We start from the raw sequence: 15,213 nt of genomic DNA on the forward strand, positions 1-15,213 counted from the left end.
TTTTTAGCGCAAAGCCTTATATAGCTTGGCTTGCAGCGCAGTTTAGAGTGAACGCACCATATCACAGCCGTATGCGCGGCGATAAGTCATGCCGGGTCGAGAACCAGGCATTTGTGCCCAGAAACCACAATCGAGCTTCAATTACCAGAAGCACGCAGTTCTGGCGTAGCTAAAATATTGCCGCGATTAAGCGAGCGCTTTTTCTATCCGATCCATGGCCTTTTCCAGATTGGCCATGCTGGTGGCGAAGCTGATACGGAAGTAGCCTTCGGCGCCAAAGGCCGAGCCAGGCACCACCGCGACATCCTGGGCCTCCAGCAGATAGCTGCCCAAGGCCATATCGTTGGGCGCGGCCAGCTTGCCTTCCTGATGCAGATTCTGGATGGCCTGGCGTGCATCGACAAAGGCATAAAAGGCACCGCCGGCGGGCAAGCATTGCAGGCCGCGCATGGCGTTGAAGCGATCGACGACAAAGACATGCCGCTCATTGAAGGCCTGCAGCATGGGCGCCAGGCAGTCGGCCTGCGGGCCGGTCAGGGCGGCTTCGGCCGCCACCTGCGAAATGGAGCAGGGGTTGGAGGTGGATTGCGACTGGATATTGTCCATGGCCTTGATCAGCCATTCCGGACCTGCCGCGTAGCCTATCCGCCAGCCGGTCATGGAATAGGCCTTGGATACGCCGTTCAGCAGGATGGTCTGCGGGTACAGCTCGGGACAGGCATCGAGGATATTGCTGAAACGGGTGGCGCCCAGCATGACATGCTCGTACATATCGTCGGAGGCGATCAAAATCTTCGGGTACTTCTTCAGCACCTCGCCCAGGGCTTTCAGTTCTTCCCGCGTATAGACCGCGCCGGTCGGGTTGGACGGCGAATTGATCACCACCAGCTTGGTGCGCGCGCTGATGGCGGCTTCCAGCCGGCGGGGATCGAGTTTGTAGGACTGCTCGATGCCGCATGCCACGAAGACAGGCTTGCCGCCGGCCAGGATCACCATATCGGGATACGAAACCCAGTAAGGCGCCGGGATGACGGCTTCGTCGCCGTCATTGAGAAAAGCCTGGCAGAGATTGTAAAAGCTCTGCTTGCCGCCGCAACTGACCAGGATCTGGCGGGCGTTGTAGTCCATGCCCTGGTCGCGTTTGAATTTGGCGATGATGGCCTGCTTCAGGCTGGGCGTGCCCGATACCGGGGTGTACTTGGTAAAACCTTGTCGGATCGCCTCGATGGCGGCGGCCTTGATATGGTCGGGTGTGTCGAAATCCGGTTCGCCCGCCGCCAGCGCGATGACATCCCGGCCATCGGCCTTGAGCTTTTGTGCCTTGGCGGTGATGGCAAGGGTGGGCGATTCCTTGATGGCTTGGACGCGATGCGAGAGTTCCATGGAAGACGGTCCTTGGTGGCTGCGCGATCCAGCAGCGTGGCGCGCCGGGTTGGGGTGTCGGAATTATAGCCGCGGGGATGGCAGGGGCGCCGCTAGTGTGGTGTCTCAAAAGTAGAATTAATTAAATATTTGGTATAATTGTCGTAGTTCAATAGCTCATGGAGACTATGACGATGACCAGAACGGGCCGCCGATCAAGAAGCTGGAACTATCCGAAGAGCAGCGCAGAGAGCTGAATGCACGTTTGGCGCTGCGCAAGGCGCCGGCCGATGAGAAGCTACGAATTCAGATTGTGCTCAGTTGTGCTGACGGCGAAGGAGGCAAAGAGATCGCGAAGCGGCTGGATACCACTGCGCAGACCGTCTCAAGGTGGCGTCGTCGGTACGAGTCGTATGGTCTGGCAGGGCTGACCGATGCACCGAGGTCGGGGCGGCCTCGCACGGTGCTAGACGAACACGTTCAGGCGGTGATTGATCGTGTCCGGAACAGTAAGCCTACTGACGCGACGCACTGGAGCGTGCGCACGATGAGCAAGGCAACAGGCGTGTCGGCGTCCACAGTGCAGCGCATTTGGCACGCGTTCGGGCTCAAGCCCCATCGGCTGGAGACGTTCAAGTTTTCCACCGATCCGAATTTTGTCGATAAGGTCCGCGATGTGGTGGGCTTGTACCTCGCCCCGCCGGATCGTGCCTTGGTGCTCTGCGTGGATGAGAAGAGCCAGATTCAGGCACTGGATAGAACGCAGCCTTCACTTCCGCTTACGTTCGGCAAAGCAGAAACCCGGACACACGATTACAAGCGGCACGGGACGACTTCGCTGTTCGCAGCTCTGGATGTGGCCACTGGCAAGGTCATTGGCCAACTCAAACGTCGCCACCGGAGCGTCGAATTTCTGCAGTTCCTCAATACCATCGACGCAAGCGTACCGGCAGACCTGGATATCCACCTGATCATGGACAATTACGGGACGCACAAGACGGAGAAGGTGCGTGCCTGGTTCGCCAGCAGGCCACGCTACCATCTGCACTTCACGCCAACTTCGGCCTCCTGGCTCAACCTTGTGGAGCGTTTTTTCTCACAAATCAGTGAGAAGTGGATCAAGCGTAGTGCCCACAGCAGCGTCGCCGATCTAGAGCAGTCAATCCGCCACTACTTGGACATCCACAACACCAACCCGAAGCCCTTTGTATGGCGCAAAAGCGCAGATTCAATCCTTGAGGCCATTGCTCGTGCAGGCAAAGTTATTAATTAATGCTATTTCAGGTACACCACACTAGGGAAACACTGATTTAATGCGCTAACGAGCGTAAGCGTCCCTACCTCAGAGCGTTTTCGCCATTACATAGTCATCCATGACGAAGCCGCCGCCGATATCGATCATCACGCTATCGCGAATCACGAAGCCGCTGTGCTGATAAGCCGAAATGGCTTTCTTGTTGTGCTTGTTGACCGACAGAATCAGGGTTTTGCCGCCCAATTGGCGCGCCTGCTTCTTGACGTGGTAGATCAGCCTGCTGCCGTATCCCTTGCCGTGCAGCTCCGGCAGAAGGTAGAGCTTGTCGAGCTTGATCTCGTCCGGCGCGGACCGGTAGTACTGGGCAAAACCGGCCGGCTTGCCGTCGATCAAGGCCAGGTCGAACCACTGGTCGGCCGCTTCGATCTGTGCCAGCAGGGCGGCGTGGCTATAGCGCTGCGCCAGCATATAGTCGATCTGCTCGGCGGGGATGATGCCGGGGTAGTGAGTGCGCCAGATGCGATCGGCCAGGTCGGCGATGGTGGCTATATCGTCGCGCGTGGCGGGGCGGATTTCGCAATGCAGGCTCATACTGTCCTCGTATCCGGGTTTGAGCCTCACAGGCCGGGGGGCGGCGGAAGGCGTCGGGGAGATAGGTCAGATTTAATTCTAGTGAGCCGGAGCAGGTCTGCAATATGAAGGTAAGGCTACATTCGCCACGCTCAATCGCGCCCTCCAACGAGAGAGATGCAAACATTCAAGCCTTACTTGCCATTACGATGTTGTTTCGACCCTGCAATGGACTGGCGGGATTTTCAGGCTTCACGCTAAATCAGTGCCTTATACAGGTAAGCTGAATAAGTCTTCAAATCTATAACGGCGGGCCAGGTGCGGCTCGAATGTAAACAGGCGTACTTTTTTATTTTCCTTGTCGTACCCGATTTGGCATTGTTTGCTTTCTGCAATAATAAAATTCTTTTCATATTCCTTGGCGGCGGTGCGCTCTATTTTTGCCTTGAAGCCTCTAATGTCCAAGCCATTTACATCTATGCCAAAATTGTATCCTGGCTTGCTGTTGAGTTCTTCATTTAGAAATAGCGCATTCGGATGGTTCTTGATTATGTTTAATTGCCATAATATCAAGCCAACATCCCTTTGTGCTTGTTCTATCCGTCGTAGGTCTCGATCAAGAAAAAAGTTCTGCAAATGCCCTACGAATCTTTGTATGCAATTCCCCCTGCATTTTGCAGCTCGGGATACTTTTACGTTCGCTATGATACTGTTGCCATGGTACGCAAATTGTGCGTCCTTGAAAACAGCCTTTAAAGCGCCTGGACTTAAACCTAAATGCCCCACTGCGACGACTTGATGTACTGGCATGATTTTATTCTCGAATTTAATTTTCGCATATAATTAAAATACATGGAATTGCCCGGAGCTTCCTGAGCAAAAGCTACCGTGTCGGGATCGATGTCCTTATGAAAAATTGCAAAAACTTCCTATTTTTTGCATACCCAACGGGCCAGCCCTTACACCGCCCGCCGGGAAAAATCGCGTGGCCTGAAGCCCAGTGCGGCCAGGACACCGAAATACACCGCCATGCCAGCCGAAACCAGCAGCGTCAGCTTGCCGATCTGCAGCAGGGTAGGCACGCCATGCCAGGCGCCGAGCACTTGCTGCAGGCCCCACAGGGTGGCTGCCATCAGGCCGGTGGCAAGGGTCAGTTTCAGCAGGAAGGCGGGCCAGCCGGTCCGTGGGCGATAGATGCCGCTGCGCAGCAGGCCGGCGAGCAAGAGTCCGGCGTTGACGCAGGCGCCCAGGCTGATGGCCAGCGCCAGCCCGGCATGGGCCAGCCCGGCCCACAGCAGGCCGATATTGAACAGCTGGGTCGCGACGATGGTCACGATGCCGATCTTTACCGGCGTCTTGATGTTCTGCCGCGCGTAAAAGGCCGGCGCCAGGACCTTGATGGCGATCAAGGCAAGCAGGCCCACCGCATAGGCACCGAGGGCGCGCTGGGTTTGCAGGGTATCGTTCAGACCATACTGGCCGCGCTCGAACAGTACCGTGATCAGCGGCTCGGCCATGACCGCCAGGGCGGCGGCCGCAGGCAGGGCCAACAGGCAGCAGAGCCGCAGTCCCCAGTCGAGCATGGCGGAGTAATCGTCCTGCCGGTCGGCGGCGCTGAGCTTGGCCAGGCTGGGGAGCAGGATGGTGCCCAGGGCGACGCCCAGGACGCCGGTGGGCAATTCCATCAGACGGTCGGCGAAATACAGCCAGCTCATACTGCCGTCCGGCAGCCAGGAGGCGAAGTTGCGGTTCAGCAGCAAGCTGATCTGGGCGACCGAGACGCCGAACATGGCCGGCCCCATCTGCTTCAGTACCCGCCAGACGCCCGGGTCGCGCAGATTGAGCCGGGGCCGGGGCAGCATGCCGATGCGAGCCAGGAAGGGCAGTTGAAAGGCCAGTTGCGCCACGCCGCCCACCGCCACGGCAATGGCCAGGGCGAAGATCGGCTGCGCCATATAGGGCGATAGCAGGATGCCGAAGGCGATCATCGACAGGTTCAGCAGGGCCGGCGTGAAGGCCGGTATCGCGAAGCGGTTCCAGGTGTTCAGGATGCTGCCGGCCAGGGAGGACAGCGAGATCAGCAGGATATAGGGGAAGGTAATGCGGGTCAGGTCGACAGCCAGCTGGTATTTTTCCGGCTGGCGGGCAAAGCCGGAGGCCGACAGGTAGACGATGGCCGGGGCCGCCACCACGCCGATCACGGTCAAGACCAGCAGCGCCAGGGTCAACAGGCCACAGACATCGGCGACGAAGGCGCGGGTGGCGGTCTCGCCGCGTTGCTGCTTGTACTCCGCCAGCACCGGCACGAAGGCCTGTGAAAAAGCCCCTTCGGCGAAGATGCGCCGGAACATATTCGGCAGCAGAAACGCTACCACGAAGGCGTCCATCGCCTTATTGGCACCGAACTGGTGCGCGTTCATGGTGTCGCGGACCAAGCCGAGAATGCGGGACAGCATGGTCATGCTGCTGGTGCGGGCGAGGGCTTTTAGCAGGTTCATGCGGGACGGGTGGTTGACAAAACGGCATCAGTGTACGCGATGATTGCCATCCAAGCTCGGCATGGGCATAATGCGCGGTTTCGCGATAGTCCTTCTACCGGTTTAAGGAGTTGTATTTAAATGGCAAATAGCGCACAAGCACGTAAGCGTGCTGGTCAGGCCGCCAAGGCCCGCCTGCATAACATGGGTCAACGTTCGGAATTCCGCACCGCAGTCAAGAAGGTGCTGAAGGCCATCGAAGCCGGCGACAAGGCCGCTGCCGTCGAAACCTTCAAGGCTTCGACCAGCACCCTGGATCGTATCGCCGACAAGGGCGTGTTCCACAAGAACAAGGCAGCTCGCCATAAGAGCCGCCTGGCCGCCGCTATCAAGGCAATGGCTTAAGTCGCAAGACATAGACAAACGAATCGCTGGCCAGCATCGAATGTCGCCGAAGCCCGCTCGCAAGAGCGGGCTTTTTGCTAGTGCGCCCAGCATGGGCGCACTCCTGCGGGTGCAAGTCCCGCCGTAAGTTGATCACAGCGAACGAAGTGAAGCGCAACTGCGTGAGGGTGACCGAGCGTGGGAAGGAAGCGTGGAGCATAAACCGCGAGCCGATGTACAAGAACCGGATAGAAGGCGCTGCCGAGCAGGGCGAGTGGGCTAGCAACCACGAAGCTCTCGTGATCAAGGCGAGGTGGCGTAGATCCGGCGGTTGTGCGGTGAAGGAGTGCGTTCTTACCTGGGGATACCTCGCCTAGTGCCTGAAAGGGCGACGGTGATAAGCCGGAGCGAGGAGTCAGCAGAGGCCATAGTAGCCGCCGGTATGGGGCGAAGGGCCGAACGAGAAGGAGAGTCCGTTCCCATGTTGCTTGGCAATGCAGGGCATCAGAAACCGGCGCGTGTCGGTCGTTCCGTCAGCGGGCAAGGTGAAGCCGATCCCAAAACGGTGCGTGATGAAGCATGGCCGGCGCAACCTGGACAAGACGGCTCAGGGCAAAGCCTGCTGCAGCGGGCAGGGGAACGCGTCCTAGCGGGTCTTCGTCGCCTGTATGCAAAACTGCATCTGCAGGTGAACGAAGGCAAGACAGCGGTAGCCTCGGCCTTTGGGCGCAAATTCCTGGGATTCTCCCTGTGGGGTGCGCGTGGAGGTGAGGTGAAGCGCAAAGTCGCCTCGAAGGCGCTGGAGAAGTACAAGCAGCGTATTCGAGCACTGACGCGGCGCAGTGGTGGACGCAGCCTGGAACAAGTGATCGACAGACTGAAGGCGTATATCCCCGGTTGGAAGGGTTACTTCCAGTTGGCGCAAACGCCAAGGGTGTTTCGAGAATTGGACGAATGGCTGCGCCATCGACTACGCACCCTGCATCTGAAGCACTGGAAGCGGGGCACGACGATGTATCGGGAACTGAAGAGGCTGGGTGCGAGCGAAGCAGACGCGAAGCGGATCGCCGGCAATTCTAGATGCTGGTGGCGTAACGGCTGCGGCGCTCTGAACCGGGTGCTGCCTATTGCGTACTTCGATCGCCTAGGCGTTCCAAAGCTCGCCTAACCTCAACTTCTCGAACCGCCCGGTGCGGACCCGCATGCCTGGTGGTGTGGCAGGGGTCGGTCAGGAAATCTGGCCGCCCCTATGCCGATTGTGCGGCGTAAATGCCGATCGCTGTCAACCGGGGCGGCCTTCGTCAATCCAGGCCTGGGTTTCATTCATGCCGAGCCGGTAGCGCGCGCAGTTGAAGATGGCTAGCACCTTCAGTTCCTGTGCTAGCAACAGTTGGAACTTGGGCATGTCCTCATCCGGCAGTCCCAGCACGACGAGCGCTTCCTCCACGGCTTGACGGCTTCGAACCACCCTCCCCACCGCTTCGTTGAGTGCCTCGCGGTATTTGATGCGGAACGGGTCCGGCGATCCCAGCGACGCCGAAACGACCTTGTATTTGGTTTGGGAGCGGCGATAGGTCCACTCGAAAAGGTCTACTGCCATCGAGACATCGCAGGCCTCGTAGATTCCCATCATGGCCAGCGCATAGTCTTCACGGTCGATATCGAGAAAGGACAGCGGCGCCTGGTTGTAGAGCATCAACGGGATATTGGCTGCGAGCCGGCTCACTCGCTTGTTCCCGTCTTCGAAAGGCTGTAGATACGCCAGGTTTACCCAGAGGAAAAAGGCTGCCTCCAAGGGGTTTTTGATGAGCTGCGCCTTCAGGATGACGTGCTCCAGCATCTCTTGCAGCACTGCCGGGATCTGGGTAGGTACGTATGTGGTGCCGCTGATATTGACGACTTTCTCGCGAATCGTCCCAAGCGACGCCGCATCCTCCAGCAGGTCTTGCATCAATACTGCATGCAGGTTGCGAATTAGACTGGAGCCAAGTCCCTGCACTGGAACAGCATCCACAAGAAACTCTATGGCAGCTTTGTGATTGAGCAGCATGACGGCATCACTGTCGGCAGCGGCGGCGCCGCTTTTGAAAAGCTCCTCGGTATCCAGGAGGGTGTAACGATTGCCTTCGAGATGAGAGGACGACCAAGAGAGATCGATGAGTAGTTGTTCCAGTACTTTGCGGACATAGGTACCCGCTGGAAGTTGGCCAGGGAGCTGCCCGAGCGCAAGCAATTCTTCGGCGAGTTCGACAGGGAGCAGAAAGGTTTCGTTGGGCTTATATGCGTCAACGAATTCACGGCAGTACGAAACCGGCGCGCGGGCTGCCAGTGGCAGTACCAACTGTTGCCTGAGTTTCGAACTTGCGGCGCTCCAGTTCGGGCCAAACCTGGCTAGCGTGATTGCCATGGGCAACTTTGCCGGCGCCCGCTCAGCGGCGGCAGGCGTGCTCGTTGTCAGCAGTCGGTACCGAGTCGCACGGGCCTTTCCTGTGACTTCAATTCGGCCTTCTTGTACCAGCTTTGACAACGTTCGCTTGACTGTAGGCAAGCTCGAGCGGGTTGCGTCAACCAACTGCGATGACGAGACGAACTCGCTTCCTGCCGCGAACAGCTTGGTCAAGGCTTGCAGTAATGTTTCGTGGTTCAGGCGGTTGTCGTAACGCATGGTATAAATCGGCTCAATGGAGTGAGCTGATTTCACCTGATTTGAGCTGATTTTGCAAGTATCGGCTCAATCCTAGCCGTTGCTGAGCCGATTTCGACTTTGGGTCGTATGCCAACAGGCAGCTACTCAGTGCATATCCGGCGGAAAAACACGAACATCCGGCTGCCGCCGCAAAGCCTCGAATGCCGCCGGCTCCCACGGCCGCATTGCCAGCAGGAGGCTGGTGCCATAGCGTGCTTCGGCCGGCAGGCTCAGGCAATCCTCATGCAGCTCGGTGAATTCCTGCACCAGGCGCTGCAACTTTTGCCGGAAGCGGGCATTGGCGGCCGGGCTCAGCATGCCATGCTGGAAGCGCAGCAGTTCGCCCGCCTGATTGAAGCCGGCCGCCATGAAGTCGGTCTGGGCACCGGCACGGAAAAAACGTTGAATAGGACCGTCCGGCAACCAGGTGAAGTCGCGCGCCACGCTTAGCCGGACCCGGTTTTCCGGCAGCAGCCGAATCAGCCCCAGCTTGTCCAGCTGCAATAGCTGGCTGGTGCATTGCGCTTCGCTCAGCTGATAGGTGGCGACGATCTGCGCCATGGTCCAGTGATTGAGCACGCAGACGGCCACCAGTACCCGGCGGGGATCGGTGACCAGCTCGGCTTCCTGCGCGGCGCTCAGTTGCCTGACATTCAATCGGCTGGTTTCGGCCGCCTGCGCCAACTCCAGCAGCTCCAGGTCCATCAGTTGGCAAATGGCTTCCAGCGTCTGCAAGGTGAAGCTTTGCCGGGAAAACTGGCGCTTGACGCTGGCTTCGCTCAATCGCAGGTGCTGGCCGACCATGGCGTAGGTGATGCCGCGGGCTTTGAGCAGACGTTTGAGCGTGGCAATGAGATGGGCGGTCTGCGACATGGCAAGGTAGCGTTTTTCGATACTGCGCAGCTTAGCTGCGGCCTTCTCGGACGGCAAGGTGGGCGTGGGCCATGTCCCTTGTCAAAATGCGTTTCCAACACACCATATTTATGGGAAATGGCATGTTCGCCGACTTGACTACCGCATTGCGCGATTCTCCCCGCGCGCATTTTTTGCTACCCGCGCTTTTCGTGCTGGTCCCGGTCTTGGCCATGCTGGGGCATGGTCCGATAACGCAATTGGACAACTATCATCAGTTTGCCGATCAGCGTGCCTGGCTGGGCATTCCCCATGCGGGCGACGTACTCTCCAACCTGGTTTTCGCCGTGATCGGCCTATTTGGGTTGGGACAATTGGGGCGCCAGCCCGGCCGCGCGGGGAAATCGGCCTACGCGCTGTTCTTCGTGGCCTTGCTGCTGACTTCCCTTGGATCGACCTGGTACCACTTGGCGCCGGACAATAGTCGGCTGGTATGGGACCGCTTGCCTATCGTCCTGGCCTGTACCGGCTTGCTGGCGGCGGTGTGGCTGGAGACCGCCGTGGCGGCGAAACGGGCCGCGGCAGGTGGGTGGCACTGGTTGATGCCCGCCCTGGCGCTTGCAGCAGTGGCCAGCGTGGCCTGGTGGCGGTTTACCGACCTGCGCGGTTTGGGAGACTTGCGTCCCTATCTGTTGCTGCAACTACTGCCGCTGGCAATGATTCCTCTGCTGCAATGGCAGCACCACACGCCTGGTACGACCCGTATGGCCTTTGCCGCGGCCATAGGCTGCTACGCCCTGGCCAAGGTATGTGAACTGGCGGATCACGCCATACTTGCCCAACTGGCATGGCTCAGCGGGCACACTTTCAAGCACCTGTTGGCGGGCTTGGCTGCCGCCATTCTGGTCTGGCAGTTCGCGCGATTCGGACAAGTCCGATAAGGGCTCGCCCGCAACAAGCGCTCAAGCGTTCGAAGCGGGCGGCGCTTCCCCTACCCGCATCAGCATCAGATAGTCGCTGCGGCCCAGTTCGTGGTGGCAGGATTCCTCCGACTCTTCCGCGCCGGCATCCACCACCACCCGCACATAGCGGCCCAGCTTGCGCCAGATGGCCATGGACAAGCGTTTGGTGAAGGCGGCCTCGACCGAATCGTCATGCTCGTCATCCACCGCCAGGGGAGCCTCCATGGCCGCTTCCAGCAGCCAGGCGCCGTTTATCTCGCGGCTGGCTACCCAAGCGGGGTTGACCCAGGTCGCCCGGATGGCCGCCAAGGCACGCTGCGGCTCACTGGAGCCGAGCGGAAAAACCGACAATTGAACGCGATGGCTAAGAGGCATGGCCGGCTCACGGAAATCGGGTGGAAATTCGTTTTAACAAATCGCTTGCTGCACCGCAACGTGAGCGTTGCAACCCGGCTGTGCTATAGAGGGAGTTAATTCCACTCGGGCTGTATACAACACATGAGTCAAACTGAGCTTGCCACCCCTCTGCCCCGCATCCTTGTGGTCGATGACTCCCGCATCGTCCGTGCCACGGTAAAGAAACACCTCTCCACCCAATTCGACGTGATAGAAGCGGCCGATGGCGAAGCCGGCTGGGAGCGCCTGGAGGCGGACCCGGACGTGCTGGTGCTGATGAGCGATCTCAGCATGCCCAAGCTGGATGGCTTCGGCCTGTTGGCGCGGGTACGAAAATCGGCCGATGCCCGTATCAAGCATACGCCGGTCATCATCATTTCCGGTGAAGAGGATGCCGAAACCAAACAATTGGCGGTGGAACGCGGCGCCAACGATTTCGTCACCAAGTCCACCGACCGGGCGGAAATGCTGGCGCGGGTGTCGGCGGCGGTCAAGCTGGCGAAGACCGCGCGCGAGTTGCGCACGACCGAGGAGGTACAGGCCCGTACGACCACCACCGACACCCAGACCGGCGTGGCCACCGAGCATATGCTGCATGTCGAGGCCGACAAGGCCATGGCGCATGCAACCCGCTACCATGGCGAAACGACGCTGGTGCTATTCGAAATCGACCGCTTCGACAGCCTGCGCGCCGAGCTGGGCGAGGCCGTGGCCGATCAGTTGATCAACCTGGTGGCAAAATTGGTATCCGGGCGGCTACGCAAGGAAGAGACCCTGGCGCGCCTGACCGGCCCGCGTTTCGGCGTGATGCTGTATGCCGATCTGGCCGGCAGCCGGATCTATGCCGAGCGGCTGCAGGAGACCATCGCCGCGGCGCGGGTGAATTTCAAGGGCCGGCAGATCCAGATCACCGCCAATATCGGCATGGCCAATGCCCAGGCCGACGGCACGGCCAACTTCGACGAATTGCTGGCCAAGGCCGTCCACCGGCTGGAGCAGGCTTACAGCGTGGACAGGGCGCTGGAGCTGATCAGCCAGGGCGAGTTGGAAGACGTCATGGCCCGTTTGCCGGCCTTGATGGCCAAGCTGGCGCCGCTGTTGGCGCTGACTCGCTGAGATTACCCGCCAGCCCGGCGAAGGCATCGCGCCGGGCTGGCGAGTTTGTGCATAAGATGCCACGTTCCACTGTCGCGCCCCGCCAACAAAGTTCCCCTTACTTCAGGCTATTTGGGTAGAGCAATTGCTTTGACTCCTCAACTTGTAAGAGCATCTGGCTGCCTTCCGAAGCGCGAAAAGTTCCCACCCTAAGAAAATTTTTCTCAGGGATGGCGCTGTCGGAATTGCGCCTTACCGGCGTATCTACTGGTGTACGGCTAGCCCCATCTGGGCTGTGGTCGACATCTGCCACCAATGCACGACTGGGGAGATTCTCGAATGAGAATGAAGCAACTGGCTTACGCCATTAGTTTGATTGGCCTGACAAGCGCCGCACAGGTTTACGCCGAAGAGGCGACGCAAAAAGTAGAGAAGATCGAAGTTACCGGCTCCCGCATTGTTCGTACCAATCTCTCCAGTTCCACCCCGGTTCTGACCATCGGCACTGACACCATGGGCAATCTGGGCATGGAGAACTTTGCCGATATCGCCACCGCGCTGCCTCAGTTCGCCCCGTCGTTCGGCTCGTCGCGTTCGCAATCGACCTTCTCCGGCGCGGAAAACTCCGGCTTGAACCAGGCCAATCTCCGTAACCTGGGTACCAATCGCACCCTGGTGTTGATCAACGGCCGCCGCGTACCGGGCGGCTTGTCCACCGATACCGCGGTCGACTTCAATGCCATTCCGACCGCCAATATCGAGCGGATCGAAGTGATCACCGGTGGCGCATCGGCCGTCTACGGCTCCGATGCGGTGGCGGGTGTCATCAACATCATCACCAAGAAGAATTTCGAAGGCATCCAGCTGACCCTGGACTACGGCCGCTCGGCCGAAGGCGACAATACCAATCCGTCCGGCTCCATCTTGCTTGGCGGCAAGTTCGGCGAGCAGGGTCGCGGCTTGTTGACCGTGCAGTGGGACAAGCAGGGCCAGGTGAGCTGTAAGGATCGCTATCTGTGCGCGGAAGACTTCCTGTGGAACGACTCCGCGGCGCCGGCCCGGCGCGGCCCGTCGGTCTATTCCGGCATTGGCCTGGGTGGTCGCTTCTTCATCGGCAATACGTCCTATACCCGCCGTAATGGCAGCTTCGTCGATGGCAATGGCCAACTGATTCCCTTTGTCACGGCACAGGATGGCTACAACCGCAATGCGCAGCGCGACCTCGCCATTCCCACCACCCGCTTGATGGTGGCCGGCGATGCCGACTACAAGCTGAACGACAAGGTGAAGGTCTACACTGAGATGAACTACGCTCAGACCACCACCGATTCGGCATTCGAAGGCCACCCGTTCCAATCCAGCTCGGACCTGGTGGGTGGCGCGGTGGCGCCGACCATTCCCCGCAACAACCCATTTATCCCGACAGCGCTGCGCAATGCGATGCCGGCCGATCAAACCGAGATGACCTGGTTCCAGCGCTTTGCCGGCCTGGGCGACCGCGGCGCCAACAACGACCGTACCATGGTCCGCGTGGTAGGCGGCATCCGTGGCGATATGGAAAGCCTGTTCGGTCTGGGCAGCGACTGGCGCTGGGATGTTTCCCACGTCTATGGTCGCACCAGCGTCAATCTGAGCACCGAGGGCTTGGTCGGTCTGCCTGAGCTGTACAACGGTTTGCGCGTCGAGGCGGATCCGGCCAATGCCGGCGGCTACCGCTGCGTGGACGCTGTCGCGCGCGGCGCCGGTTGCGTGCCGATCAATCCGTTCGCACCGTATACCCCCGCCATGGCCAATTACCTGACCAAGGGCTCGTCCGCCATCGGCAGAAGCATCATCAAGGACACCATTGCCTCCCTGAGCGGTACGGCCTTCGAGCTGCCGGCCGGCGCGGTGAAGACCTCGGTGGGCGCGGAATATCGCACCTTCTCCGGCTACCTGGATTTCGATCCGCTCAGCAATCAAGGGCTGGTGACGGGTAATCAGGTTGGCGATACCGATTTCGTCGAAACCAAGACCCGTGAATACTTCGGTGAAATCCTGGTTCCGATCCTGGCCGACAAGCCGCTGGTCCATGCGTTGAATTTCGAAGGTGCCTTCCGTCATTCCAGCACCGCGCGCGACGATTACAACACCTGGAAGTTCGGTGGCGATTGGGCGCCGATCGAAAGCCTGCGTTTCCGTGCCCAGAAAGCCCGCGCGGTACGCTCGCCGGTGCCTAGCGAATTGTCCGGCATCAGCACCACGGCTGGCGTGATCAACGATCCTTGCGCCGCCGTGCGCCGCAATATCAACGGCACACGGGCGGCAAATTGCGCTGCCGCTGGCGTGCCGGCCGATTACGCGCCGCCGCAGCTGATCGACCAGGGCGTGCAAGGCTTTTCGGGCGGTAACCCCAACCTGAAGCCGGAAATCGCCACCACGCTGACCTACGGCATGGTGTGGCAGCCAAGCTTCGTGAAGAACCTGTCGATCACCATCGACCGCTTCGATGTCGAGATCAAGGACATCATCACTACCGTGTCGCGCCAGACCGCTGTCGATCTGTGCTACGACCGGGGCTTGCTGTGCGGTTCGGTGACGCGCGGCCAGCATCCGCTGCTGCCTGGCGCCAACTATGTGCTGCGCGCCGTGAACGAAGAGCAGCAGAACGTGGCTGAGCAGCGGGTTGCCGGTATCGACCTCAGCGTGAACTACAACTTCAAGTTGCAGAACTACGGTGCCTTCGATCTGTCGCTGCTGTCCACGATCTACGACAAGGCGACCTTCGTGCCGCTGGTAGGCGAGCCAGAGCTGGATCTGCTGGGTCAGGCCGGTGGTTCGACTACCGACCAAGGCTTCATCAAGATGACGGCATCGGCCAATGTCGGCTACCGCCTCGGCAAGTTCAAGGCCAACTGGAATATGCGCCATATCGGCAAGGCGGAAATGGGCCTGGGTTCGCACGAGGCCGGCTTCCCGGCGATCGGCGCGCACACTTACCACAACATCCGCGTCGGTTACGACTTCGCCAAGTCCAGCGAAGTCTATGCCGGTATCACCAACCTGTTCGACAAGAAGCCGCCGTTCTTTGCCTCCGGTACCTCCGGTACGCAAGCCCTGGATACCATCCCAGGCTACTACGACGTGTTCGGCCGTTCGTACTTCGTGGGCCTGCGCACCAAGTTCTAAGCCAGG

The 15,213-nt window shown here is 59.6% G+C and carries 13 protein-coding genes; 6 read left to right on the forward strand and 7 right to left on the reverse strand.

Annotated elements, in window-relative coordinates; translation table 11 throughout:
• Positions 1-186: 186 nt before the first annotated feature.
• Positions 187-1,383: a pyridoxal phosphate-dependent aminotransferase gene (locus FNU76_RS16710; protein ID WP_144279242.1), complete on the reverse strand. Its 1,197-nt coding sequence runs from the start codon at positions 1,381-1,383 to the stop codon at positions 187-189.
• A gap of 151 nt (positions 1,384-1,534) precedes the next feature.
• Between FNU76_RS16710 and FNU76_RS16715 the strand changes: the two genes are divergently transcribed.
• Complete coding sequence (locus tag FNU76_RS16715; RefSeq protein WP_179958468.1) at positions 1,535-2,635, forward strand: IS630 family transposase; 1,101 nt, start codon at positions 1,535-1,537, stop codon at positions 2,633-2,635.
• Positions 2,636-2,704: 69 nt separating this feature from the next.
• On the opposite strand, the gene FNU76_RS16720 is transcribed toward FNU76_RS16715, so the two are convergent.
• The 3 genes from FNU76_RS16720 to murJ form a co-directional block, all read right to left on the reverse strand.
• Positions 2,705-3,208, reverse strand: a complete 504-nt coding sequence (locus tag FNU76_RS16720; protein ID WP_144279244.1) for a GNAT family N-acetyltransferase — start codon at positions 3,206-3,208, stop codon at positions 2,705-2,707.
• Positions 3,209-3,457: 249 nt separating this feature from the next.
• Positions 3,458-3,997 (reverse strand): hypothetical protein, encoded by a 540-nt coding sequence (locus tag FNU76_RS16725; protein WP_144279245.1) that lies wholly within the window; start codon positions 3,995-3,997, stop codon positions 3,458-3,460.
• A gap of 149 nt (positions 3,998-4,146) precedes the next feature.
• On the reverse strand, positions 4,147-5,685 hold the full coding sequence (gene murJ, locus FNU76_RS16730) for a murein biosynthesis integral membrane protein MurJ (RefSeq protein ID WP_144279246.1): 1,539 nt from the start codon (positions 5,683-5,685) through the stop codon (positions 4,147-4,149).
• A 120-nt stretch (positions 5,686-5,805) separates the two neighbouring features.
• Here murJ and rpsT point away from each other — a divergent pair, with 120 nt between their 5' ends.
• On the forward strand, positions 5,806-6,069 hold the full coding sequence (gene rpsT / locus FNU76_RS16735; RefSeq protein WP_144279247.1) for a 30S ribosomal protein S20: 264 nt from the start codon (positions 5,806-5,808) through the stop codon (positions 6,067-6,069).
• 460 nt (positions 6,070-6,529) lie between these two features.
• Entirely contained in the window at positions 6,530-7,216 is a 687-nt protein-coding gene (locus tag FNU76_RS16745) for a group II intron maturase-specific domain-containing protein (protein WP_308418564.1), read from the forward strand.
• Between the two features lie 114 nt (positions 7,217-7,330).
• On the opposite strand, the gene FNU76_RS16750 is transcribed toward FNU76_RS16745, so the two are convergent.
• Together FNU76_RS16750 and FNU76_RS16755 are read right to left on the reverse strand one after the other, a co-directional pair.
• The gene (locus FNU76_RS16750) at positions 7,331-8,713 is read right to left on the reverse strand and encodes a Fic family protein (protein ID WP_144279249.1); all 1,383 of its coding nucleotides are present in this window, start codon (positions 8,711-8,713) and stop codon (positions 7,331-7,333) included.
• Between the two features lie 126 nt (positions 8,714-8,839).
• Positions 8,840-9,607 carry a helix-turn-helix domain-containing protein gene (locus FNU76_RS16755; RefSeq protein ID WP_144279250.1) on the reverse strand — a complete coding sequence of 256 codons (768 nt, stop codon included), beginning with the start codon at positions 9,605-9,607 and terminating at the stop codon, positions 8,840-8,842.
• Between the two features lie 122 nt (positions 9,608-9,729).
• On the opposite strand from FNU76_RS16755, the gene FNU76_RS16760 reads away from it, so the two are divergent.
• Positions 9,730-10,527 (forward strand): hypothetical protein, encoded by a 798-nt coding sequence (locus FNU76_RS16760; protein WP_144279251.1) that lies wholly within the window; start codon positions 9,730-9,732, stop codon positions 10,525-10,527.
• Between the two features lie 21 nt (positions 10,528-10,548).
• Here FNU76_RS16760 and FNU76_RS16765 read toward each other — a convergent pair whose 3' ends face one another.
• Positions 10,549-10,923: a hypothetical protein gene (locus FNU76_RS16765; protein WP_144279252.1), complete on the reverse strand. Its 375-nt coding sequence runs from the start codon at positions 10,921-10,923 to the stop codon at positions 10,549-10,551.
• A gap of 123 nt (positions 10,924-11,046) precedes the next feature.
• On the opposite strand from FNU76_RS16765, the gene FNU76_RS16770 reads away from it, so the two are divergent.
• The gene (locus tag FNU76_RS16770; protein WP_144279253.1) at positions 11,047-12,060 is read left to right on the forward strand and encodes a GGDEF domain-containing response regulator; all 1,014 of its coding nucleotides are present in this window, start codon (positions 11,047-11,049) and stop codon (positions 12,058-12,060) included.
• A gap of 318 nt (positions 12,061-12,378) precedes the next feature.
• Positions 12,379-15,207, forward strand: coding sequence for a TonB-dependent receptor domain-containing protein (locus FNU76_RS16775; protein WP_179958154.1), 2,829 nt, complete (start codon positions 12,379-12,381; stop codon positions 15,205-15,207).
• The last annotated feature ends 6 nt before the right edge of the window (positions 15,208-15,213 follow it).

Origin of the sequence: Chitinimonas arctica, assembly GCF_007431345.1 — a bacterium.
GTDB lineage: Bacteria > Pseudomonadota > Gammaproteobacteria > Burkholderiales > Chitinimonadaceae > Chitinimonas > Chitinimonas arctica.